This window comes from Flavobacterium sp. Flavsp81, assembly GCF_059491325.1.
This window is the reverse complement of record NZ_CP168505.1, coordinates 1,527,931-1,550,091: the sequence shown is the minus strand read 5'-3', so window position 1 is coordinate 1,550,091 and position 22,161 is coordinate 1,527,931. Positions and strand designations below refer to the sequence as shown.

Here is a 22,161-nt window from a genome sequence, read left to right as displayed (position 1 = left end):
TACTTAGAATATTTAAGACAAATATTAAAAGAAGCTACAAAGGATTTGACTTGAGAAGTTTGAAGGTGGGTTTAAATAAGGAAGTAATACTAAACCTGACACAGATTGATTAAAAAACAGGCTTGATGAAATCATGAAGATTGATTCCTTATAATTATGAACAAAAAAAAGGTCAAAAATGAATTCATTTTTGACCTTTTTTTTGTTTTATTGCTGAGGAAGATAAAGATTAATTGTAGTCCCTTTATTGACTTCGCTTGAAGCGGTGATAAATCCTTTGTGGTTTTCTACAATCTTTTTAGATAGAGTAAGCCCAATTCCGCTGCCTTGATATTCATCGTAGTTGTGCAATCTGTAAAACGGATCAAAAACCCGGTTTTGATATTCTTTACCAAATCCTATTCCGTTGTCACTTATTATAATTTTGCTGTAAGAAACATCGGGATTTCCCTTAATTTCTTCAATTTCCATTAGTGTTGCCTGTCGTGCTTCAATTTTAATTTCTGGCTGAACACCAGGTTTTGAATATTTTACAGCATTACTGATCAGGTTGGTAAAAAGCTGCTGCATCTGATAAGGAATAACAGTAAGCTCGGGAAGAGCCGTAATGTCAATGACCGCATTTTTATTGGCGATAATACCTTTCATGTCCTGGATAGTTTTCTTTATAAGGTTATTCAGATCTGTTTTTTTATATTCTTTTTCTATAAGATCAATTTTAGTATAATTAATAAGATCAGAAATTAACTGATTCATATTGGTAATCGAAAATAATATACGCTGTACATTATGTATTGTAGATTCTGATAATTTTTCTTTATCATCCAAAATTCGTTTACAAAACATAAGTACTTTACGAAGAGGCTCCTGTAAATCATGACTTGCAGCCGAGCTGAATAATTTCAGTTCATCATTATATTTTTGAAGCTTATTGTTTTTTTCAGTAAGTAATGCATTGGCACTTTCCAGATCAGTAATGTCTTCTAAAGCTAAAAGAATCAATCCTGCAGGTTTAGAATCAATAATACGGCGCGCATTTACCATCATAGTTTTTTTACCGATACCTTTGCAATTGGTGTTTACTTTAAAATCTTCAATAGAAACTTTATCATTAAGCATTTTATGAAGTAATTCTTTAAACTCCGGAATATCCCATTGACAATCACCAATCTCAAAAAAAGAATAACCTTCTGTTTCCGATTCGGTAGTATTAAAATATTTATAAAAAGAAGGGTTTGCACTTTTTACGACAAAATCTTTGTCTATGATAATTAAAGGTTCCCGAATTGTTTTTACAATAGATTCAGAATAACTGCGAAGAGAAATAAGTTGTTCCTGACGATCCATAAGTTCGTCATTTACACACATTAGCTCTTCATTATTCGACTGTAGTTCTTCTGTCGAAGTTTCCAGCTCTTCGTTCATTGCCTGAAGTTCTTCGCTGCTGCTTAATAATTCTTCATTTGTTGTCTGCAGTTCTTCAAAAGCGGTTTGCTGCTCTTCGGTAACACGTTTTATATCTTCACGTAAAAGTGAAAGTTCATTTTCCAGATCCGTAATACGCTGCTGATCTGCATTTTTCCTTTTCAGTTTAGAATTCTCTTCCACTTCAGGTAATGGTTTTTTATGAAAAAGAACCATAGTATGCAAATCATTTGTGTCAAGGGGAACAACCTCAAATGAAACGAGATAAGGCTGATTTTTTACGATAATATTTTCTTTAAGAATATTTTCTTTCTGTTTGGCTGCTTTTAATAACGCATTTCGTAATTCAAAACTAATTCCTTCCCGTGCCATTTTCAGGACATTGAAATTTGGCTTTCCGGGAGAAGGCAATAAAAATGGACTCGTATCACCATGAAAATGAACAATTTCCTGATGTTCATTTATCACAACGCCGGCCGGTGTATATTTCGTAAATAAAATATCTGAAGCAATTTTTCGAAAATCGGTCTCAAGTATATGTTTTTTATCGTTTATTTCAACTCTTTCACGACTGGTGCCAGCTGCTTTGTAAGGCTCTGGAACATAGCGTCCCGGAGCATATTTTCTGGAATATATTTTTTCATTTTTTTCAAATGGCTCGAATAAATTCTGAACATTGGCAGCAGTTTCTGATTTCCCTAAAAATAAAAATCCTTTTTCTTTAAGGGAATAATGAAAAGAGGTTAATACCTTATTCTGTAAATAAGTATCAAAATAGATTAATACATTTCGGCATGATACCAAATCAATTTTTGCAAACGGCGGGTCTTTAATAAAATTATGAATTGCAAAAACACACATATCCCGAATTACTTTATTGATATGATATTGGCCATCCCGTTTTGTAAAATAATTATGAATCCGGGATTCGGATATTTGTTGTATGTCTTGTGGAGAGTATATTGCTGTACGTGCTTTTGTAATGCATCTTTCTGAAATATCCGAAGCAAAAATCTGTACCCGTATTTCCTTGAAATTATTTTCGGTTAAAAATTCGTGAAGACAGATTGCCAGCGAATACGCTTCTTCGCCGGTTGAGCAGCCCGCAACCCAAATACGTAAATTATTGTCTACCGCATTTTGTACCAATTGTGGAAATACCGTTTTAGGCAGGGATTCAAAAAAACCGGAATCCCTGAAAAAATAGGTAACCGGAATCAGTAAATCGTTAAATAATAAATCCTGTTCTGTCTTATCATTTCGAAGTGCATTATAATAATCTTCCAGAGCGTCTTTTTTTAAATTGACCATGCGTCTGGCAATACGTCTTCGTAATGTTGCCTGTTTATAATGGCGAAAATCATTTCCGCTTCTCAAAAAAATGATATTAATTATTTTTTTAAGTGTTTCATCTTCATTTACAGAGAAATTTTCATCGTCACTATAGCCATGATTAATTTTATAACTATCATGTATTTTTAATAATTGTGCCGGAATATTTTCGGGAGCAAGTACAAAATCGGCAGCATCGGCTTCAATAGCACTTTGTGGCATGCTCTTAAAAGCTGCTGTTTCAGGATCTTGTGCAATTGTTGCACCACCTTCTTCTTTTATTCTTTTAAGTCCAAAAGTTCCATCATAAGCTGTTCCGGACAGAAGAACTCCAATAGCGAAACTTTTATGAACTTCGGCAAGCGACTCAAAAAAGATATCAATACTGTTATTCCTTAATTTATTACGGCTGCGTTTTTCTAATTGCAATACGCCATCATGACTAATTAAGTTATTGTTTTCAGGAACAATATAAATGTTATTTGGAACTAAATTTATATTATGAATTATTTCATGAACCGGAATATTGGTCGATTGAGTTAATATTTCGGTCAGTTTGCTGTCGTAATCCGGTGATAAATGCTGCACAATTACGTAGGCCATGCCGGAATCTTCAGGAATTGCCCGTAATAATTTTTTAAAAGCATCCAGCCCTCCTGCTGAAGCTCCAATACCAACTACCGGGAATTTTTGGGGAGCCTTTCGAGATGTTTTTTGTTCTGATAATTTCATGTTGCAATTTATTGTGATCAAAGATAAGAAGTCTTTTTAAACCAAGTATACGGTAATATGGAAATGATGTAATTTGAAAGTAAAAAGTTATAAAAAAACATATTTACAAATTGTAAAATTTGTAAAAAAAGCAAAAGGTTTTTGCTTGTAAATCAAATGTTTAAAGTTAAAAAATAGAGTATTATGAAAAATTTAATTATGACAGTGGCAGCACTTTTTATTTTTGGCTACGCGTCGGCACAAGACAGTACACAAACGTCTTCGCAACGTTCTAAAACTACTAAAGATACAGTTAGAAGCCATAAAGTGCATAAGTCGAAAACAACAACCTATAAGAAAACCAAAAAGGGGGATGCGACTACTTATGACAGAACCAAAAAAGTGAAAACCACCAGGGATACTGTGGGAACTTCACAACCTAAAAAATAGCAATTGTAGTTTACTAAAAAGCCTGCTTAGTTAAATTCAAAAGCGGGCTTTTCTTATTATGTTATTATGTGGTGGTATTCAAGGAATTATTTTTTTTAAAAGAAATTATTTTTAGTGAATCTTGTTGTTGTTTTATAACTGATTCTTCGTGCTCATCTCTTGTATAATCTTCATCATCACAATGCCCGGAGCAATTTGTATTTAAAAATGCAGTCAACAATACACAGGGGATAAATTTTAGTAAAGATACCTTTTTCATTTTTTTTTTTAGATTAAATTTCTTATATCTTTTTTCTCAAAAATAAAATGCGACCTGACGAACTTTTTATATAATTATATTATAAAGTTATATAATTTCCATGTTTTAATAGGTTTATCTGATTAAAATAGATTTAATATTATAAAATCCATAATGAATTATGTAAAACATTAGCAAAATGAATGTTTTATTTTTAGATAATATCATAAATCATTTAGTATGACGCTATCAAAATACAATCAGAAACGTAATTTTAAAAATACTGCCGAGCCACAGGGAAAGATTGGAAAATCAGAAAATGAATTGATTTTTGTAGTTCAAAAGCATGCAGCCTCTCATCTGCATTATGATTTTCGTTTAGAAATGGATGGCGTTTTAAAAAGCTGGGCTATACCAAAAGGTCCGTCATTAGATCCGGAAGTAAAGCGTCTGGCGATGATGGTAGAAGATCATCCCTACAATTACAAAGATTTTGAAGGTACAATTCCGGAAGGAAATTATGGGGCCGGAAATGTCATTGTCTGGGATAACGGAACATATCTTCCCACCGATGATAATTATAAAGGTACTGCAGAAAATAAACTGCTTGCAGATCTTAAAAAAGGACATTTGAGTTTTACGTTAAAAGGCAAAAAACTTAAAGGCAGCTTTTCGCTGGTTCAATTAAAAGGGAAACAGGAAAATGCCTGGCTCCTTATTAAAAAAGAAGATAAATATGCTACAACGGATGATGTTCTTAAAAAAGACAAATCGGTAATTTCAAAATTGAGCCTGGATAATTTAGAGAAGAAAACAGCCAAAGAAAAAAGCAGCAGCAAAAAAAAAACAGCTGAGAAAACTATTGTCTCCGAAGAAATAAATAATGGAGAGACAGATAATGAAACGACTCTGGCAGGTTTTAGTACGCCTATGCTTGCAAGCATTACAGAAAAACCTTTTGACAGTCCGGATTGGGTTTTTGAAAACAAATACGATGGTTATCGCACTCTTGCAGTTATTAATGAAGAGGAAGCAGAGCTCTTCAGCAGGAATAAAATTTCATTCACCAATAATTTTAAACCGATTTCTGAAGATCTGAAAAAAATGTCGCATAATGTAGTTTTGGATGGAGAAGTAGTAGTTGAAGATGAATCCGGACGCTCTAATTTTCAATTGCTTCAAAATTATTTAAAGACAGGAAAGGGAAGTATCAAATATTATGTTTTTGATATTTTGAATCTTGACGGTAATGATACTACCAGGCTGACTTTACTGGAAAGAAAAGAATTATTGAAAATGTTATTGTCGAAGTTTAAGTTTTCGAATACTTTTTATTCAGATCATATCCAGGAAAAAGGAATCGATTTTTTTGAACTTGCAGCTAAAAATGAAATGGAAGGCATAATTGCCAAAAAAGCAGACAGTCCGTATACCATAGGAAAACGAAGCGGCGACTGGCTGAAAATAAAATTATCACAACAGGAAGAAGCAATCATTATCGGGATTACCGAACCTAAAAACTCACGTGCTTATTTTGGCGCTTTGCTATTAGGGCAGTATGAGGATAATAAGCTAAAATTTATAGGCAAATGCGGAACCGGTTTTACACAGGAAATCCTAAAAGAACTGCATGCAAAATTTGCTCCGTATTTTATGGATAAATCACCCCTTGAAGAAAAAATCCCTCTTCGCGATAAAATACAATGGATTAAACCAAAATTTATCTGTCAGGTTAAATTTACGGAATGGACTGAAGGTGACCACCTGCGACAGCCGGTTTATCTGGGACTTAGAATAGATAAAAAGGTTAAGGAGGTTGTTTTTGCCGGAAAAAATAAGGAAACAATTATTGAAGAAAAAAAAGAAGAGATGGAAAAAAAGGATAAAAACAATAATCAGGAAAATGATTATGATTTAAAAGCAGGTAAAATAACATTGCATTTAACCAATCAAAACAAAATTTATTTTCCGGATGATAACATTACAAAAGGGGATGTTGTAAACTATTATAATGAAATTGCCGATTTGATTTTGCCTTATTTAAAAAACCGTCCACAATCCATGTATCGTTTTCCTAATGGAATTAAGGAATTTGGTTTTTACCAAAAAGATGTCGATCAGGATAAAATTCCGTCATGGCTTAAAACGGAGAAGATTTTTTCTGAATCTAATAATGCTGATATTGATTATCTGATTTGCAATGATAAGGCTACTTTATTGTATATGGCAAATCTTGGATGTATAGATATTAACCCGTGGAATTCAACTATTAAACATATCGACAATCCTGATTGGGTTGTGATTGATATTGATCCCGAAAAAGATGATTTTAAGGAAGTAGTAAAAACTGCCTTGGCTGTAAAAGAAGTAATGGACAGTTTTGAAACGGAATGTTATTGTAAAACCTCCGGTGCTTCAGGCCTGCATGTTTATATTCCGTTGGGAGGACGTTATGATTATGATTCCGTAAAAATATTTGCAGAATTAATTGCCCGTGAAGTCCATTCAAGATTGCCTGAAACGACAAGCCTGGAAAGAAGTATCAAAAAGAGAAACCACAAAATATATATTGATTATCTGCAAAACAGAAAAGGGCAGACCCTTGCAGCTCCTTATTCGGTAAGACCAAAACCGGGTGCCACAGTTTCTACACCTTTAGAATGGAGTGAGGTAAATGAAAAATTGTCGCCTTCACAATTTACCATCAAAAACGTACAGAAACGATTTGAAAAAAAAGGTGATTTATGGAAGCCTGTTTTAGGAAAAGGAGCCGACATTCAGGCAATAATCAAAAGCATTTCCTAAGAGGATTTTTTCTTCTTTTTGTTTTCAAGGCTGGCTTTAAGCATGCTCATTAAATCATCATTTTGTTTGTGAACCACTTTGAGTTTAGGTGCAGCCACTTTTTTGCCTTTGGCTTTGTCTTTTATGATTTTCAAAAGCTTATCGGTATATTCATCTTTATAACAGGAAATGTCAAATTTTTCGGTAAGCTGTTCTACTAATTTAGTAGCCATTTCCATTTCCTTAACTTTCGTTTTGGACACAGGAGGCAATTTCAATTCGGACGTATCTCTGATTTCCTGTTGAAAACGAATCCGGTTAAGGACAATAACATTTTTATATGGCTTTAAGATAGCAAGGCCTTCCTTGTTGCGCAATACAAAACTGGTAACCCCAACTTTTCCTGAAGCGTCGAGTGCATCGCGTAATAAGGAATAAGCTTTCATTGCCCCTTTGTCAGGTTCAAGGTAATAAGGATGCTCATAATAAATACTGTCGATTTCTTTTTCAAGTGCAAAGCTCAGGATTTCTATGGTTTTTGTTTTTTCTGCATCTGCTGCTTCAAAATCTTTATCTTCGAGAATCACATATTTGTCATCAATTTTGTATCCTTTAACAATATTGGCAAACGTTACTTCCTTTCCGGTAGTTTCATTTACCCTTTTGAACTTAATATTCGAATGGTCGTTTTTATCAAGCATATCCATGTCTAGTGTACTTTCCTGTACAGCCGAGAATAATTTAACAGGGATATTAATTAACCCAAAACTGATTGAACCTGTCCATATTGATCTCATAATATTGATTTTAAAAAATTTTTATCAATCATAACTCGCAGCAATTAAATAGGCGATTAACGCAATGCTCATAAAAAACAATGTCATCGTGATAAAGGTCAATAAAATGGTAGAATATTGATACCTGCCCTGTTTCAGGAGTTTTATTGTGCGCATATAACGCAAATAGGATAATAGTATAGTTAATGCACCTGTAATAAGCAGTCCGATGCCCAAATAAACACTGAAATTGCTCTTTGCTATTGTAGTTTCAGCTAAATATTTTGCAGGTAGTTGTTTTATAAATAAGGAAAACTTAACGGCCACAAAACCAAAAACCATTATTCCAATCCCGGTTCGTATCCATGCTAATAAAGTTCTTTCATTAGATTGATACTCGTTCATAATCTGTTCGTCATTCTTTGGTGTCATTTGTATATAACTTTTAGAGTGCTTCTTCAGATACCCATGTTATTGCGGGATCGTATTCTTCTTTTTTAAAACCTTTGAATTCGCCCGGAGCCAGATAACTAAATTTATTGGTCAATGAAATTATTGTAGCAGAATTGGTGACAATGGCGACTCTGTTCCATTTTCCAATGTTTTTAAGACCCAGCAGTGCATCCTGAATCCATGCACCGGCTGTAAAGTTTTCTAATTCAGTGTCGAGAACCAGCAGAAAATTAATATGGCCAATTTGTTTTATCAAGCGTTCAATTTCGGGCAATATAACATTTTGATAATCTTCTTTGGTAACTTCTCCTATTGCACGAAAGCCGGCGACATTATTTGATATATTGGGGATTAATTCTATCATGATTTTTACTTTAAATAATTCTCTTAAAATTACTTTAAGTGTATTTCCTTTTGCTTACACATAAAAAACAAAATCTTATAAAATCACAATGCTTAAGATGCCAGAGCATTTACTAATACAGATATAGTTGATAAAAGATAATAGGCAGCAACCGCAACAATTGCAAAAATAATATGGGCAAAGAATAGCTGAATATAATATCCTTTGAAATCAATATTGGGTTTGTAATCAGCCATTTTAAACATAAGAACCCAGCCAATAATACCAATAATGCCGCTTAGAGCGCCCAGTAATAAGGTATTTAAAATTGATATAGTAAGAACATTGTAATACCAGAGCAGATGATATGCTATTACAAAAATAAATCCGATAAGATAATGAAGTAACCAGGCTAAATATTTTTTTGTCTGCATCGATACTTCAAGATTTATTTTTGCAAGTATAAAACTCAATAATACAGGTTCCTTATAAAGTTCCCTGAAACTTGCAGACATTGCATAACTGAATAATGTCATGGCTGAAGTTGCCAGAACTGATGCTGCTATTATTTGAAAAAATGTGTAAAAATCCATAATTGATATTTTTGGGTGCATGTCAAATACATGACTGCATACGGTTTGTAATACAGTGATTGTTTCCTAATTTAGTTGGAGCGGAAGATTGAAACAGGTTTGCAGTTATTGAAATTTTGCAAATGAAATAAGTTCCTTTAGGTTCTTTTATTTTTGCAAAATACTTTTTTGTAATCTTAGAATGACTTAGATTATTTGTCTTAGTACATTCTTTAGTTCATTAAAATTATTGGGTTTAGACAGATAATCTTTTGCACCCAGAATTTTTGCTAATTTTGGTGGTACGGGTGATGTAGAGAATAAAATGACAGGGATGTTTTTGATAATATCACTTTTTTTAATTTCAGCCAATAGTTCTAAACCGGTCATCATTGGCATGTTTATATCCAGAAAAATAAGATCCGGCTCAATTTCTTTGCTTGTCAATTTTTGCAGTGCTTCTACAGGATTATGCATGGCCATATAGACTGCATTGGAAACTGCTTCTAAAGCCTGTTGAAAAAATTCACAATCATCAAAATCATCATCAATTTGCAAAATATTTTTATATTTCATAGCAGATGTTTTTTAAGATCATTATTTTTTATTCTAAAGTTATCCTCAAATTTAGTTATTTTTGTAAGATTATGGTTATTGTTCTAAATCTATTTTTATAAAAAAAACTTGTTTTTTTAAAACAAGTTTTAATTTTTTTATTTCGAGTTATAGCTATAAGAACTTCAATAATGTTTATTAAAATATCTATCGGCTTATATCTTAAAAATTGCTTTCGTAACAATTTTACAAATTTACAAAAAAATTATATGAAAATACGTTGATAAAAAATAATTTCACACTTATATACTACATTTATAGTTAATAATTTATTAAATATTGATAAAAGTATGATCGTGTTAAAATTTCATTTTATATAATTTTATCCGTTTTCTTATATAATTTCCATGTTTTGCGTTTTTTTGTTTACTAAAAAGTTTAAAATTATTATGTTTGAGATGACACATTATCCTGGACTTCTTCTCTTTTGTAATAGCATTCTAATAAAGAACGCATTTGATCAGGGTTATCTACTGCGGTAATAAATTCCTCCCATACACGATGGCGGATTAAGGGCAAGAGCGGCTGGCTAACCTCTAAAACATGTGGAGCATTACTTTTAATAAGCAAATCCCACTCTGCATGAAAATGCAAAAGATCATCTGGGAAAACAGTTTTGCGATCAGTCCCTTCATCTATAACATCAAAAGGTTCACTTACATTTAGATAACCATAGTCATCTGTCAGTTCCTCTCCGGGCATAATATCCCTAATGGCAATTTCGAAATCATAAGCAGTACTGAAACAGGTTGGTTTAAAGCTATGATTAACATATTTTCCGTTGTCCCAACACAGGACCGACTCTCCAAATTTATTTGTAAAACAATATTTGTTGAGATAGTCTTTGATAAAAGGATTCATTTTGCTTATTTCCGACGGTTTAAATATTCTGTCAAGATCGTCCTGAACCCAGGTGATGGTACCTTTGGGAATTAACTTTGTAGCCACAATGCCGTAGCCTTTTTCAGGACTTATAAAACTGATTTTTGTATCTGGATGGATCATTTTTATACTTTTTTAAGAGATTCACATTGATATACTTCTTTTCTTAGGCCGCTGCTCGAGAAGCGGTGATTTCGTTTATTGAATAAAAGCTTAATTCCCGCCTTTTCACAATATTCACGGCCTGTAAAATTCTTGTCTTTGTATTCTTCGCCTAAAATGCGCACGTTGACAGGATACGCCCGAAGTATATCATCCAAATCCTGCTCTGTGGTATAAGGGATTATTTCATCAACAAATTTGCAGCCTTTTAGCTGAATATATCTTTCTACAACAGTCTGTGCCGGCTTATTTTTTTCCGGGCGGTCCAGTGTGGGATCTGTCTGCAAACCAACAATTAAATAGTCACAAGCCGATTTTGCTTCTTCGAGCATACGGATATGCCCGGCGTGCAGTAAATCGAATGCACTGAAGGTTATTCCTGTTATTGTTTTAGTCATTTCCATTTTATTATATTTTAAAAAATTGAACAATATTATCCAGAATATTTTCTTTGGGGGCTTTAACTTTTTTCTGAGCTTTAAGCAAAGCATTAATATAAGGAGTATGAGGTATTCTGTTGCCTGATTCATCAAGATCCCATATTCCGCAATTACAGTAATCTGTAAGATTGTCCCAGTCCGGACGGTCAGTCACCGGATAAATGCAAATACCTTTGAGGTCAACGCCATTCTGTTGGGCTATTGCACATTCACTGATTACTTCTTCAAGCCATTGGGTTCTTCGGGGTCCGAAATGCCCGGTTTCGGAAAGAAAAATTGGTTTTTCATACCGTTTATAAGCCAGTTGTAATAATTCGGATAAAGGAATTCTTTTCACATCCGTTTCAGGCCAGGGTAGCGGCTCCCCATTAAATTCCCATTGGCAATTCCAATAATAATTAAAGCCAAGAATATCAAGAAACTCTTCAGACCCGCCAAGTTCAGGGCACATTCGTCCGGCAATAATATCCATCGCCTGATATTGATGTTCCGTCTTCTCCTTGCTGCCAATAACTGACGATTCATTCCAGGATGACGGATGTACTTTTACCAGGGGTTCGACAAGAATAATGCGACAGAAAGGATCAGTTGCCTTAAGAGCTTTAATTCCTGCAATCGCTGCTTTGCATAAGTGGTATTTAATATCCCAGCCGCTATTGACTGCAAAAGGTACCGTACCTCGTACGTCTCCCGAGTGCCAGGAAAGAAAATTAATTTCATTGATAGGTACCACAAATAACTCTTGTGTCGAAAATTCCGTATAAAAAGAGGCGAAAGCTTTGCATAAAAGGGTGAAGCGGTCACAGAAATTGGGATGGGTAGGGTAAATACCATCCGGATAACCAAAATGAATCAAATCCCAAATTTGCTGAATCCCGTATTTTTCGGCTGCACGCATTCGGTTTTGAACTTCCCGAAAATCAAAAATATGAGGCTTCTTTTCTACATTGCTCCAACAGATTCCTTCGCGTACCGTTTTTATTCCCAGGGCAGCCAGTGCTTCATAATCTTCCTCAACACGTATGTCATGTTGGGTTTCTTTCAGCAGATTTATTCTTTCACCGAAGCGGTTAATATGATCAGCACATTCGTAGCCGCCCATAAAGAATGTATTAAAGAGTTTCATACGGCAGTTTTGTATTTTGGTTCCGTTATTTTTTCAAGACTATTAAATAAATCAAGGGCATTCATAAAAGCCTGGTCCATATTAAAATATTTATAGTTGGCAAGCCTTCCTACAAAGTAAACATCAGGTAATTTGTCGGCTTCAGCTTTATAATGATTATAAATTTCCTGATTTCGGGGGTTGGGAACCGGATAATAAGGTTCTCCGTCATCTACAGTATATTCTTTTACAATTGTTGTTTTAGCCGACTTTTGATTGCCAAAATGTTTATATTCGATAATCCTGGTAAAATCTACCTCAGTTCCGGGATAATTAACTACTGAATTTTCCTGAAAGAATTCTGCATCAACGGTTTCGCTTACAAAATTGATGGAGCGGTATTCCAGTTTTTCAAAACCGGCAGCTTTAAGATCAAAAAAACGATCAATAGGTCCGGTATAAAATAATTTCTGATAGTTTTTGTATTCGTTTTTTACATCAAAATAATCTGTATCCAATAGTATTTCAATATTTGGATGATCTAACATACGCTCAAACAATTTTGTGTATCCGCCTTTTGGCAATGCCTGGTATTTATCAGAAAAATAACGATCATCAAAATTGTACCTTACCGGAATTCTTTCAAGAACAGCAGCATCCAGTTCAGCGGGATATTTGTCCCATTGTTTTTTGGTATAGTGCTTAAACATTTTTTCGTAAAGGGTAACTCCTACACGGTTCAGAACAGCTTCCTCACCGTTAGCAGGTTTTGCAAAAGGTACCCGGTTTTGCCTGAGCCAGTCTTGCATTTCTTCTTCTGTTTTTATGTTGGTATTAAATAAGGTATTAACAGTTGTTATATTTACCGGAATAGGAACTGTTTTGTCATCAACCCTTGCAATTACTTTGTGCTCCCATGGGTACCAGTCTGTAAACCGATTTACATATTTCCATACTCTTTCTTCATTGGTATGAAATAAATGGGCTCCGTATTTCGAAACTAAAATTCCGTTTTCATCTGTATAATCATAACAATTACCTGCAATATGATTCCGTTTTTCTATAATCAGCACTTTTTTTCCTGATGATGCATATCTTTCTGCCAGAACAGCTCCCGAAATTCCTGCGCCAATAATTAATACGTCGATATATTTCATTTTTGCAATTTTTTAATTAATACTTTCATTTTTTCAACAGTTGCATCCCATGAAGTTTTTTTAAGTATTTTATTATATTCCAACAGCATGGACAGATCTTCTTTTTGATCTAATAGAAAGTTTATTTCATCGGAGAATTCATCTGCATTTTCAATTAAGCTTACACAAATGCTGTAATCCCTCACCACATCAGTAATTTTTGTTGAAATAATGGGCTTTTGAGCAGCCATATATTCTAATGTTTTTGTGGGACTGATATATTTTGTTGCTTCATTCAGGGCGAAAGGCATCATTGCAATATCAAATGCATGGATATACTGCGGAAGTTCCCCATAGGTTTTCATTCCCAAATAATGAATATTGCTTTCTTTTGGCAAATCATTTTCTTCAATTTTTGCCAGCGGACCAATCATTACAAAAGAAACACCCGGCATTTTTTTTGCCGTTTCCTGTAATAAATTCAGGTCTATACGTTCATCAATGACACCAAAATAACCAACTACAGGCGAAGGAATATGAACAATATCAGCCGGGATATCTGACTCATCCGCTTTGATTGAAAAATGGTCACGATCTACAGAGCTTGGAAAACAATGTACATTTAAATGGAGTTTCTGCTTTGATTCATATAATGATTTTCCTCCTGTAAAAATTATATCAGCATGTGCAATAAGATATTTTTCCTGATTTATAAGATGTTTGGAAGCTCCTTTAAACAAAGAAAGTTCATCCATACAATCATATACGACTGTTTCAAAGTTTAATGTTTCTAATATTGGACTAAAAGAAGGGGAGTAGAACCAGCCTATCGGAATATGTTTATTTTTTACATATAATGGAATTATGTCTGCAATAGATTCAATGTTATTTACTTTGGGCTGCAGAATGTGTAAATAGTCATTGATAATGATCAGATTTGCCGGAATATCGTTCAGCCCGTCATTAGCTATGGGCTCTTCAATAAATAATATTTTCATTTCAGGAGCCATACGGCTGATAATATGTTGTGGACGTTGATATACAAATTGCCAGCGTAAATGACAAAATACAATCACATCATAGTAAGCTGGCCTTTCGTCGCGGATATTGATCTTTTTTAAGTCTTTCTGTTTGGTTTTTAAATTTTCGATCATAAAACAAATTTTAAAGGGTTATATAAAAAATCTAAAGAAAACTAGGATAAGTTTATTTGTAAAGATTTTTTGTTTTTCAGAATCGGAAAATTAAATATGAATAACAACCTTTTCTTACAACATTATTAGCTAATGTTACACAATTTTAAGGCGGGCAGAAAAACTGTCAATACTTTTAAAATCAATGCTTTCGCTAAAAATAATATTATAATTTTATAAGTGAAGTATTATAATTGTATAACTTTTTTGTACATATATTTTTTTTATTTACTGTCTTCTAACTTTTTAAAAAAATCTGTATTATGAAGAAAGTAAATTCCAAGTCTACCAATCATCAGGACGAAAAACAGCAAGATTTACAATTTGATAAATCTGATGGAACAAATAAGTTCCTGACAACAAATCAGGGTGTAAAGATCAATGATGATAATAATTTATTAAAAGCCGGAGAAAGAGGTCCATCCTTATTGGAGGATTTTATTTTTCGCGAAAAAATGACACATTTTGATCATGAACGCATTCCGGAAAGAATTGTGCATGCAAGAGGTTCGGGTGCCCATGGTTTTTTTGAAGTAACAAATCCAATACCTGAAATTACCAAAGCAGGCTTTTTGCAGGAAGTAGGTCAAAAGACACCGGTTTTTGTAAGATTCTCTACTGTCGCAGGATTTAGGGGTTCTACTGATTTGGCCAGGGATGTCCGCGGATTCGCTGTAAAATTTTATACCCAGGAAGGAATTTTTGATTTGGTAGGCAATAATATGCCGGTCTTTTTTATTCAGGATGCCAATAAATTCCCTGATCTTGTTCATGCCGTAAAACCTGAACCGCATCACGAAATGCCACAGGCAGCCTCTGCCCATGATACTTTTTGGGATTTTATTTCCCTTATGCCCGAATCGATGCATATGGTTATGTGGCTTATGTCAGACAGGGCAATTCCGAGAAGTTACAGAATGATGGAAGGCTTCGGAGTTCATACTTTTCGCTTTATAAATGCTGAAAATGAATCTCACTTTGTAAAATTTCATTGGAAACCAAAACTAGGAACTCATGCTGTTGTGTGGGATGAAGCACAAAAAATATCAGGTAAAAATCCGGATTTTCACAGAGAAGACCTTTGGCAGGCGATTGACATGGGAATTTTTCCTGAATGGGAGCTGGGTGTTCAGATTATACCGGATTCAGATGAACATGACTTTGATTTTGACCTTCTGGATCCTACCAAACTGATACCCGAAGAGCTGGTTCCTGTTACCATCGTCGGAAGAATGGTTTTGAATAAAAACCCTGATAATTTTTTCGCAGAAACCGAGCAGATAGCTTTTCACCCCGGGCATATAGTGCCAGGAATCGATTTTACCAATGATCCTTTACTTCAGGGAAGACTTTTCTCCTATACTGATACGCAACTTAAGAGATTAGGAAGTCCAAATTTTCATGAAATTCCTATTAACAGAACGATTTCGCCAACCCATAATAATCAGCGTGACGGACATATGCGCCAGGAAATTAATATAGGCAGGGTAAGTTATCATCCAAATTCACTTGGAGGAGGATGTCCGTATCAGGCGATGGTTTCAGAAGGAGGATTTACCAGTTTTAATGAACGTATTGAAGCACATAAGGTACGTGAGAGAAGCGAAAGCTTTTCAGACCACTTTACTCAGGCCCGTATGTTTTATTTAAGTCAGACAACCGTAGAGCAAAATCATATTGTCAGAGCTTTAAGTTTTGAATTAGGAAAAGTAGAAACTACAGCAATTAGGGTACGAATGCTTGGATTATTGAATCAGGTTGATGCAACGCTTGCCGAAAAAGTAGGCGAGGCATTAGGGGCAATAGTACCTGAAAATCCTGAAAAACCAATGAATAAAGGTGTTGGCGCAGATGCGGTACCCGGAAAACAGGAACCTAAGGAAGTTGAAGAACCGGTTATAACTTCGGATGCATTAAGTATGATAAACAATCCAACTGTAACACAAACTATTGAATCAAGAAAAGTTGCTTTTGTTTGTAATGACGGGATAAGTGAAATCTCGGTAATGAATCTCAAAAACGAATTGCTGAAACTGGATGCAAAAGGATTCATAATAGCACCGCATCTTGGTTTTATTACTTCTGATACAGATGCTTTAATTCCGGTAGATTATACTTTTCTGACGGCTTCATCCGTATTATTTGATGCCGTATTTATACCGGATGGACAAATTTCTTTTAGTCTGCTGGAAAATAGAAATGTCATTGAATTCCTTACTGATGCTTACAAACATTGTAAAATTATTGGAGCAGAAGCCAATGGTACTCAATTGCTTAGTGAGGCAAAACTGGAAGATGAAGGTATTTATGATGACGGAATTATTATTGGTGATACTGCCGGAGACTCTGATTTTGCCATGGAATTTATTACAGCAATGAGCAATCACCGTTACTGGGAACGTGAAGCTGCATTGTAATGAATAATATATTAAAAATTAAAATAAACAATCATGAAAAATTCTGATAATATTAAAACAGGTACGCCTGCTAACATAAACAAAAATGAGTATTATGTTGATGCATCCTCTGATGCAGCTTCAGACTTGAGAGAATTGTTTCTTACAAGTCTTAAAGATATTTACTGGGCAGAAAATGCATTATTGAAAGCCTTACCCAAAATGGCTGCAAACAGCAGTTCAGGAAGCCTTACCGCTGCCATTAAGGAACACATTCTTGTGACTGAGAATCAGGTAACCAGGCTGGAAAGGATTTTTGATTTTTTAAATGAAGAGGCAGAAGGAAAAAAATGCGATGCTATGGCCGGACTCATAAAAGAAGGAGAAAATATTCTGTCAGAAACAGAGGCCGGACCTGTTCGTGATGCTGCCATTATAGGAGCATCACAAAAAATTGAACATTATGAAATAGCCAGTTACGGTATGTTATATGCATTTGCGGTAACTCTTGGAGAAAATGATGCAGCAAAATTGTTGCGTCAGACTTTATCTGAAGAAAAAGAGGCAGATATGATTTTAAGTGATACTGCCTATAATTCAATCAACTTTAGTGCTTGTATGGGCAACATCATTTAATTTTTTTTGCAGATTAAAAAAACTCATATTAATTCTGTTTTTATGAGTTTTTTTAATTCTGTTGTTTAGGATTTCAGTTTATGAAAAAGATTAGAAATATAATTGTAATAGGAGCATCTTCCGGAGGGATTACGGCTATTAAGGAAGTAATTAACGGGCTTCCAAAAAATATTAATGCAGCTGTTGTAGTTGTTCTACATGTTTCTCCAAATTCAGATTGCGGTATAATAACTTCAATTTTACAAAATTACACTTCCTTAACCTGTATAGTTGCTTCAAACGGAATGATTCTGGAAAAAGGATTTTTATATTTAGCACCTGCAGGACAGCAACTGATGTTAAAAGAAAACAGTATCGTATTGACACAAGGCCCATATGAAAATAAATACCGTCCGGCAATTGATGTTCTTTTTCGATCTGCAGCAGTATATTATGCCAACAGGGTTATAGGAGTAATACTTACAGGACTGTTGGATGATGGGACTTCAGGGATGTATGCTATTAAAAAAAGCGGTGGATTATGCATTGTTCAGGATCCTTCGGATGCTTCTTTTCCGGATATGCCAAAAAGTGTTTTAAATAAAATTGCGGTTGATTATATTCTGCCTGTAACAGAAATAGCCGAAGCTATAATGTCATTTTTGGCAGTACCGCTTCCTCCAAAAATCCCAATTTTAAAAGAAATAAAAATCGAGGTTGAAATTGTTGAAAAGATGTTTACAGGCGATTCCAATCTAAAAAAAATTGGTGAAAAGAGTGATTTTGTCTGCCCGGATTGTGGAGGTGAACTTTATACATTAAAATATGAACCATTGCATCGATACAGATGTTATACCGGTCATGTATATAATGAAAAAGTGCTTAATGAAATTCAGGACTATAAATTAGAAGAATCACTTTGGGTATCTATTCGAATGCTCGAAGAAAAGGCAAACCTGATGCAATTAATGTCCAATCGTAATGATGACCAATTGATGTCAAAAAATTATCAGACACGGATATCTCAAATTAAGCAGCACATTAATTCACTGAAGTCATTTTTGCTTTTCTTTAATAACCTGAATCCTAAGATTCCGGAATAGAAAGGTGGAATAATATAAATCTCAATTAAAATTATATAAAAATAAGCTATCCATCTACTATATTTTTGAATTTAAGATAGTTTATTAATTATAAAAAACATGTTATGAAAAAGTCAATTAAATTTATTGGTTTGATATTGATGGCAGGAATATTAACTGTTTCCTGTAAAAAAAACAGAGATACAACCAACTCTGAAACTTCTGCTTATGATACGGATACAACCAGTACGACAACCACAGACAGTATAAGTCCAAACACGGATACTACTAATGTGAATTCCGGTACAACCGGTACTACGGGAGCTACAGGACAAGGTACAACCGGTTCCGGATCTGCAGGTACAACTGAAAAAGGAAATACTAATAATAACGGTAATACCAACGGTTCAGGAACAGGAACAGGCTCAGGAGGTTCAAGTTCAGGAACAGGAGGCTCAGGAACACAAAGATAATTTTCTCTTTTACTTTTTGTTATTTATTCATTCGCTAAAAACCTGTAATGCAATTGTGTGTTACAGGTTTTTTGTGTTTTGGAGATTGTGCATGAATTCTTGCTAAACAATTTTTCTGTTCCACAACAATACTTCTAATTTTTTGGAAAAATGAATTTTATCAGGGTTAATGTTCAGGGAGAAATTTTTAAAATCATAGTTGACATCCGAAATTGAAATATCTATTTCTTCCAGTTCCCATTCCTTATGATGTATGTCGTGGCGATATAGTTTATTATTTTGATAGTTGTATAAGCAATGGCGTTCTGTTAGCCAATAATCAAGTTTTGATTTCACAGTAGGCAGACCAACCAGCGTTAATGAATAATTCAGAAAATAGTTATGATAATTATTAACGGACAAAACTTTATCTGAAGATTTTTTAATGAGCGATTTTTCATAAGGAAGTCCGATAAAAGCTCTCGTAAATAAAACTTCAATTATTTTATCTGTTTCTATAGAAAATAAATAGAGACCTCTAATTCCTTTATGGATCACATAGGTACGTACATTTATTTCCCTGAAATTTGAAATATAAGGAAAAGGCGGAAGATAACGGACCTTCATTTTCTGTACTTCGAATTCTACCAGCGAAACCCAGGCATTGCCTTCAAAAGTGTCAAGCTGCAATCCTGGTGGGAGTAACCCTGCAATTTTTTCTGCAGGAATACTCCAATGCAAAAATGTTGTATTATGCCATTGCTGATAATATTTCCAATTTTCATCCGGCAGCGGATAGGTTCTTTGTGAAGTATCTGCTAAAATTGTTTTCAGATCCATACTATTTGTTTTTAGAACTAATTATTATATTTAAATGGGGCTTGATATGTGATTTGGTAAAATAGTAATGAGTATAAATTTAACAGCAAAAATGGGACGTTTTTTTACAGAATTATGATTAGGATTTTATATGATTTAATGTAGTTTCTGCTTCATAAAATTCCAAAAATAAGATTCTGCCATACCATTTTTGATGCTTATATCCAATTAACAAAGTTGAATTATGTAAGTATTACAGCATAATAATATAAAAACCATATAGATAAATTAAAATAATTTTAAGTAACATTTAACTTGGTAAACATTAAAGCAACATTCAATTAATACTATCATAATGAAAAATACAGCGACAACAACAGCAAAAAAGAGACAATCTAAGACAAAAGCCAAATCAACTGCAGCAGATGGGCTTAGAGAATTATTTGTAGACCAACTGAAAGATATTCTGTGGGCAGAAAGAGCTTTGGTTAAAGCGTTGCCTAAAATGGCCAAAAATTCTACATCGCCAAATCTGATTACTGCAATTGATGATCATGTTACTGTTACAGAAGGGCAAGTTGAAAGATTACAAAAAATCTTTGAAATTGTTGGTGAAACAGCAAGGGGTAAAAAATGTGAAGCAATGGAAGGTCTTATTAAAGAAGGAGAAGGTGTACTTGAAGATACTGAACAAGGACCTGTACGTGATGCGGGTATTATTGCAGCTTCACAAAAAATTGAGCATTATGAAATTGCTTCTTACGGAACACTCGTTGCTTTTGCTCAGACTTTAGGAGAAGAAAAAGTAGCCGATTTGCTTATGGAAACTCTTGCTGAAGAAAAACAAGCGGATATCATACTGACTGAATCAGCTTATAACACCATTAATTTTGACGCAGCAAATGATGAAATCTTAGGTTAATAATTACTATGTGTGATAAAAATACCTGATGATTCGATTTTTCTTCGGGTATTTTTTTTGAATTATCTGATAATTAAAATTAAGTATTTATGAAAAACTTTATTAGGAATAACGGATTGTCAATTGCTTTTTTTCTCTTGTTTGTGTTATCGATAGCGGGCCAGATTTATTTTGGTTTTGCAGAATATAATAAAGAACGCGCAGAAGAAGGTGCCGCAGTAATTGATTTGTTTCCGTATTTGAGTTCGGGGCATTTCATTCAGGCTACCTTCGAAAACTGGGAAAGCGAGTTTTTGCAGATGGCTCTATTTGTTGTATTTACCATATTTTTAGAACAAAAAGGATCTTCTGAATCTAAAGATTTTGACAAGGAAGAAGAAACAGACCGTGAACCCGACCCAAATAAGAAAGATGCACCATGGCCGGTGAAAAAAGGAGGATGGATTTTAAGTATTTATAAATATTCGCTGACTATTGCATTAACTACATTTTTTCTGATTTCTTTCTGTATACATTTTTATGGAAGCCTTAAGGATGAGAATGAGCAATTGGCAATTAAGGGCAAGCCACTAGAAAATGCAGGAGAGTATATAACTGATTCCCGCTTTTGGTTCGAATCATTTCAGAACTGGCAAAGTGAGTTTTTATCCGTGCTTGCCATTGTATTGCTTTCGATATGGTTAAGGCAAAAAGGATCATCACAATCCAAACCTGTTGATGCTTCATTTGATGAAACCGGTTCATAATCTTCATTTTAAACTCATGACAAAATATAGGTGAAAAGTAATTTTATTGTGAAAAATATTAAAATAATCCCAAATTGTTTGTGCTTATTTATAGTGTTGATTCGGAAACCTCTTTTAGTGATTACTGCTAAAAGGGGTTTCGTGTTTTTGTATTGAATGGCAGTACTTAACTGACTTATTAATTTCATAATTTTTAATTTATGCAAAAAAATCCGTTGTAAATTGATGGTAATTTACAACGGATTTTTATGGATATATACTCTAGGTTCTTTGAAATTATTAAACCGTTTGGTTTGTATCTGTACCTGTATCAGAATCTGTATTGCCGGAGCCGGAGGTTTTTCCCGTAAATTCATTTACTTTGCTTTTTAAGCTGCCTAAATAATCTGATTTCAAATCAGCTATTTTACTTCTTATATCTTCTCCTTTTTCAGGAGCGTATAACACGCCCAATGCTGCTCCTATCGCTGCTCCTGCGAAGAAAGCGCATATTGTTTTTTTATTTTCCATGG

The 22,161-nt window shown here is 34.1% G+C and carries 22 protein-coding genes; 8 read left to right on the top strand and 14 right to left on the bottom strand.

Features of this window, described 5'->3' with window-relative positions:
* Positions 1-207 precede the first annotated feature (207 nt).
* Complete coding sequence (locus ACEN92_RS06205) at positions 208-3,489, bottom strand: CheR family methyltransferase (protein WP_495641503.1); 3,282 nt, start codon at positions 3,487-3,489, stop codon at positions 208-210.
* 183 nt (positions 3,490-3,672) lie between these two features.
* Between ACEN92_RS06205 and ACEN92_RS06200 the strand changes: the two genes are divergently transcribed.
* Positions 3,673-3,918 carry a hypothetical protein gene (locus tag ACEN92_RS06200; RefSeq protein ID WP_495641502.1) on the top strand — a complete coding sequence of 82 codons (246 nt, stop codon included), beginning with the start codon at positions 3,673-3,675 and terminating at the stop codon, positions 3,916-3,918.
* A 64-nt stretch (positions 3,919-3,982) separates the two neighbouring features.
* On the opposite strand, the gene ACEN92_RS06195 is transcribed toward ACEN92_RS06200, so the two are convergent.
* The gene (locus ACEN92_RS06195) at positions 3,983-4,177 is read right to left on the bottom strand and encodes a hypothetical protein (protein ID WP_495641501.1); all 195 of its coding nucleotides are present in this window, start codon (positions 4,175-4,177) and stop codon (positions 3,983-3,985) included.
* A gap of 219 nt (positions 4,178-4,396) precedes the next feature.
* Here ACEN92_RS06195 and ligD point away from each other — a divergent pair, with 219 nt between their 5' ends.
* Positions 4,397-6,961, top strand: coding sequence for a DNA ligase D (gene ligD, locus ACEN92_RS06190; RefSeq protein ID WP_495641500.1), 2,565 nt, complete (start codon positions 4,397-4,399; stop codon positions 6,959-6,961).
* Here ligD and ku read toward each other — a convergent pair.
* The 10 genes from ku to ACEN92_RS06140 all read right to left on the bottom strand — a co-directional run bounded on the left by ku (position 6,958) and on the right by ACEN92_RS06140 (position 14,578).
* On the bottom strand, positions 6,958-7,737 hold the full coding sequence (ku, locus tag ACEN92_RS06185; RefSeq protein WP_495641499.1) for a non-homologous end joining protein Ku: 780 nt from the start codon (positions 7,735-7,737) through the stop codon (positions 6,958-6,960). The genes ligD and ku overlap by 4 nt on opposite strands.
* A 24-nt stretch (positions 7,738-7,761) precedes the next feature.
* Positions 7,762-8,148 carry a YidH family protein gene (locus ACEN92_RS06180; protein WP_495641498.1) on the bottom strand — a complete coding sequence of 129 codons (387 nt, stop codon included), beginning with the start codon at positions 8,146-8,148 and terminating at the stop codon, positions 7,762-7,764.
* A gap of 13 nt (positions 8,149-8,161) precedes the next feature.
* On the bottom strand, positions 8,162-8,533 hold the full coding sequence (locus tag ACEN92_RS06175) for a SpoIIAA family protein (protein WP_495641497.1): 372 nt from the start codon (positions 8,531-8,533) through the stop codon (positions 8,162-8,164).
* A gap of 92 nt (positions 8,534-8,625) precedes the next feature.
* On the bottom strand, positions 8,626-9,105 hold the full coding sequence (locus ACEN92_RS06170) for a hypothetical protein (RefSeq protein WP_495641496.1): 480 nt from the start codon (positions 9,103-9,105) through the stop codon (positions 8,626-8,628).
* Positions 9,106-9,291: 186 nt separating this feature from the next.
* Positions 9,292-9,660 (bottom strand): response regulator, encoded by a 369-nt coding sequence (locus ACEN92_RS06165; RefSeq protein WP_495641495.1) that lies wholly within the window; start codon positions 9,658-9,660, stop codon positions 9,292-9,294.
* A 426-nt stretch (positions 9,661-10,086) separates the two neighbouring features.
* Positions 10,087-10,704: an SET domain-containing protein gene (locus ACEN92_RS06160; protein ID WP_495641494.1), complete on the bottom strand. Its 618-nt coding sequence runs from the start codon at positions 10,702-10,704 to the stop codon at positions 10,087-10,089.
* A 2-nt stretch (positions 10,705-10,706) separates the two neighbouring features.
* Positions 10,707-11,147 carry an adenylyltransferase/cytidyltransferase family protein gene (locus ACEN92_RS06155; RefSeq protein WP_495641493.1) on the bottom strand — a complete coding sequence of 147 codons (441 nt, stop codon included), beginning with the start codon at positions 11,145-11,147 and terminating at the stop codon, positions 10,707-10,709.
* A gap of 4 nt (positions 11,148-11,151) precedes the next feature.
* Positions 11,152-12,309 carry a glycoside hydrolase family protein gene (locus ACEN92_RS06150; protein ID WP_495641492.1) on the bottom strand — a complete coding sequence of 386 codons (1,158 nt, stop codon included), beginning with the start codon at positions 12,307-12,309 and terminating at the stop codon, positions 11,152-11,154.
* Positions 12,306-13,445, bottom strand: a complete 1,140-nt coding sequence (gene glf / locus ACEN92_RS06145; protein ID WP_495641491.1) for a UDP-galactopyranose mutase — start codon at positions 13,443-13,445, stop codon at positions 12,306-12,308. The genes ACEN92_RS06150 and glf overlap by 4 nt, the downstream gene beginning before the upstream one ends.
* Positions 13,442-14,578, bottom strand: coding sequence for a glycosyltransferase (locus ACEN92_RS06140; protein ID WP_495641490.1), 1,137 nt, complete (start codon positions 14,576-14,578; stop codon positions 13,442-13,444). Before ACEN92_RS06140 ends, glf begins: the two co-directional genes overlap by 4 nt.
* A 302-nt stretch (positions 14,579-14,880) precedes the next feature.
* Here ACEN92_RS06140 and ACEN92_RS06135 point away from each other — a divergent pair, with 302 nt between their 5' ends.
* The 4 genes from ACEN92_RS06135 (at position 14,881) to ACEN92_RS06120 (ending at position 19,183) form a co-directional block, all read left to right on the top strand.
* Complete coding sequence (locus ACEN92_RS06135) at positions 14,881-17,034, top strand: catalase (protein ID WP_495641489.1); 2,154 nt, start codon at positions 14,881-14,883, stop codon at positions 17,032-17,034.
* Positions 17,035-17,067: 33 nt separating this feature from the next.
* On the top strand, positions 17,068-17,649 hold the full coding sequence (locus ACEN92_RS06130) for a YciE/YciF ferroxidase family protein (RefSeq protein WP_495641488.1): 582 nt from the start codon (positions 17,068-17,070) through the stop codon (positions 17,647-17,649).
* A gap of 80 nt (positions 17,650-17,729) precedes the next feature.
* Complete coding sequence (locus tag ACEN92_RS06125; RefSeq protein ID WP_495641487.1) at positions 17,730-18,731, top strand: chemotaxis protein CheB; 1,002 nt, start codon at positions 17,730-17,732, stop codon at positions 18,729-18,731.
* A gap of 104 nt (positions 18,732-18,835) precedes the next feature.
* Positions 18,836-19,183, top strand: coding sequence for a hypothetical protein (locus ACEN92_RS06120; RefSeq protein WP_495641486.1), 348 nt, complete (start codon positions 18,836-18,838; stop codon positions 19,181-19,183).
* Positions 19,184-19,285: 102 nt separating this feature from the next.
* Here ACEN92_RS06120 and ACEN92_RS06115 read toward each other — a convergent pair whose 3' ends face one another.
* Positions 19,286-20,002 (bottom strand): YqjF family protein, encoded by a 717-nt coding sequence (locus tag ACEN92_RS06115; protein ID WP_495641485.1) that lies wholly within the window; start codon positions 20,000-20,002, stop codon positions 19,286-19,288.
* Positions 20,003-20,336: 334 nt separating this feature from the next.
* On the opposite strand from ACEN92_RS06115, the gene ACEN92_RS06110 reads away from it, so the two are divergent.
* Together ACEN92_RS06110 and ACEN92_RS06105 are read left to right on the top strand one after the other, a co-directional pair.
* On the top strand, positions 20,337-20,903 hold the full coding sequence (locus ACEN92_RS06110) for a YciE/YciF ferroxidase family protein (RefSeq protein ID WP_495641484.1): 567 nt from the start codon (positions 20,337-20,339) through the stop codon (positions 20,901-20,903).
* A gap of 89 nt (positions 20,904-20,992) precedes the next feature.
* Positions 20,993-21,649 carry a DUF6766 family protein gene (locus ACEN92_RS06105; protein WP_495641483.1) on the top strand — a complete coding sequence of 219 codons (657 nt, stop codon included), beginning with the start codon at positions 20,993-20,995 and terminating at the stop codon, positions 21,647-21,649.
* Positions 21,650-21,928: 279 nt separating this feature from the next.
* Here the strand turns inward: ACEN92_RS06105 and ACEN92_RS06100 are convergent, their stop codons facing one another.
* Positions 21,929-22,159, bottom strand: a complete 231-nt coding sequence (locus ACEN92_RS06100; protein WP_495641482.1) for a YtxH domain-containing protein — start codon at positions 22,157-22,159, stop codon at positions 21,929-21,931.
* Between the last annotated feature and the right edge of the window lie 2 nt (positions 22,160-22,161).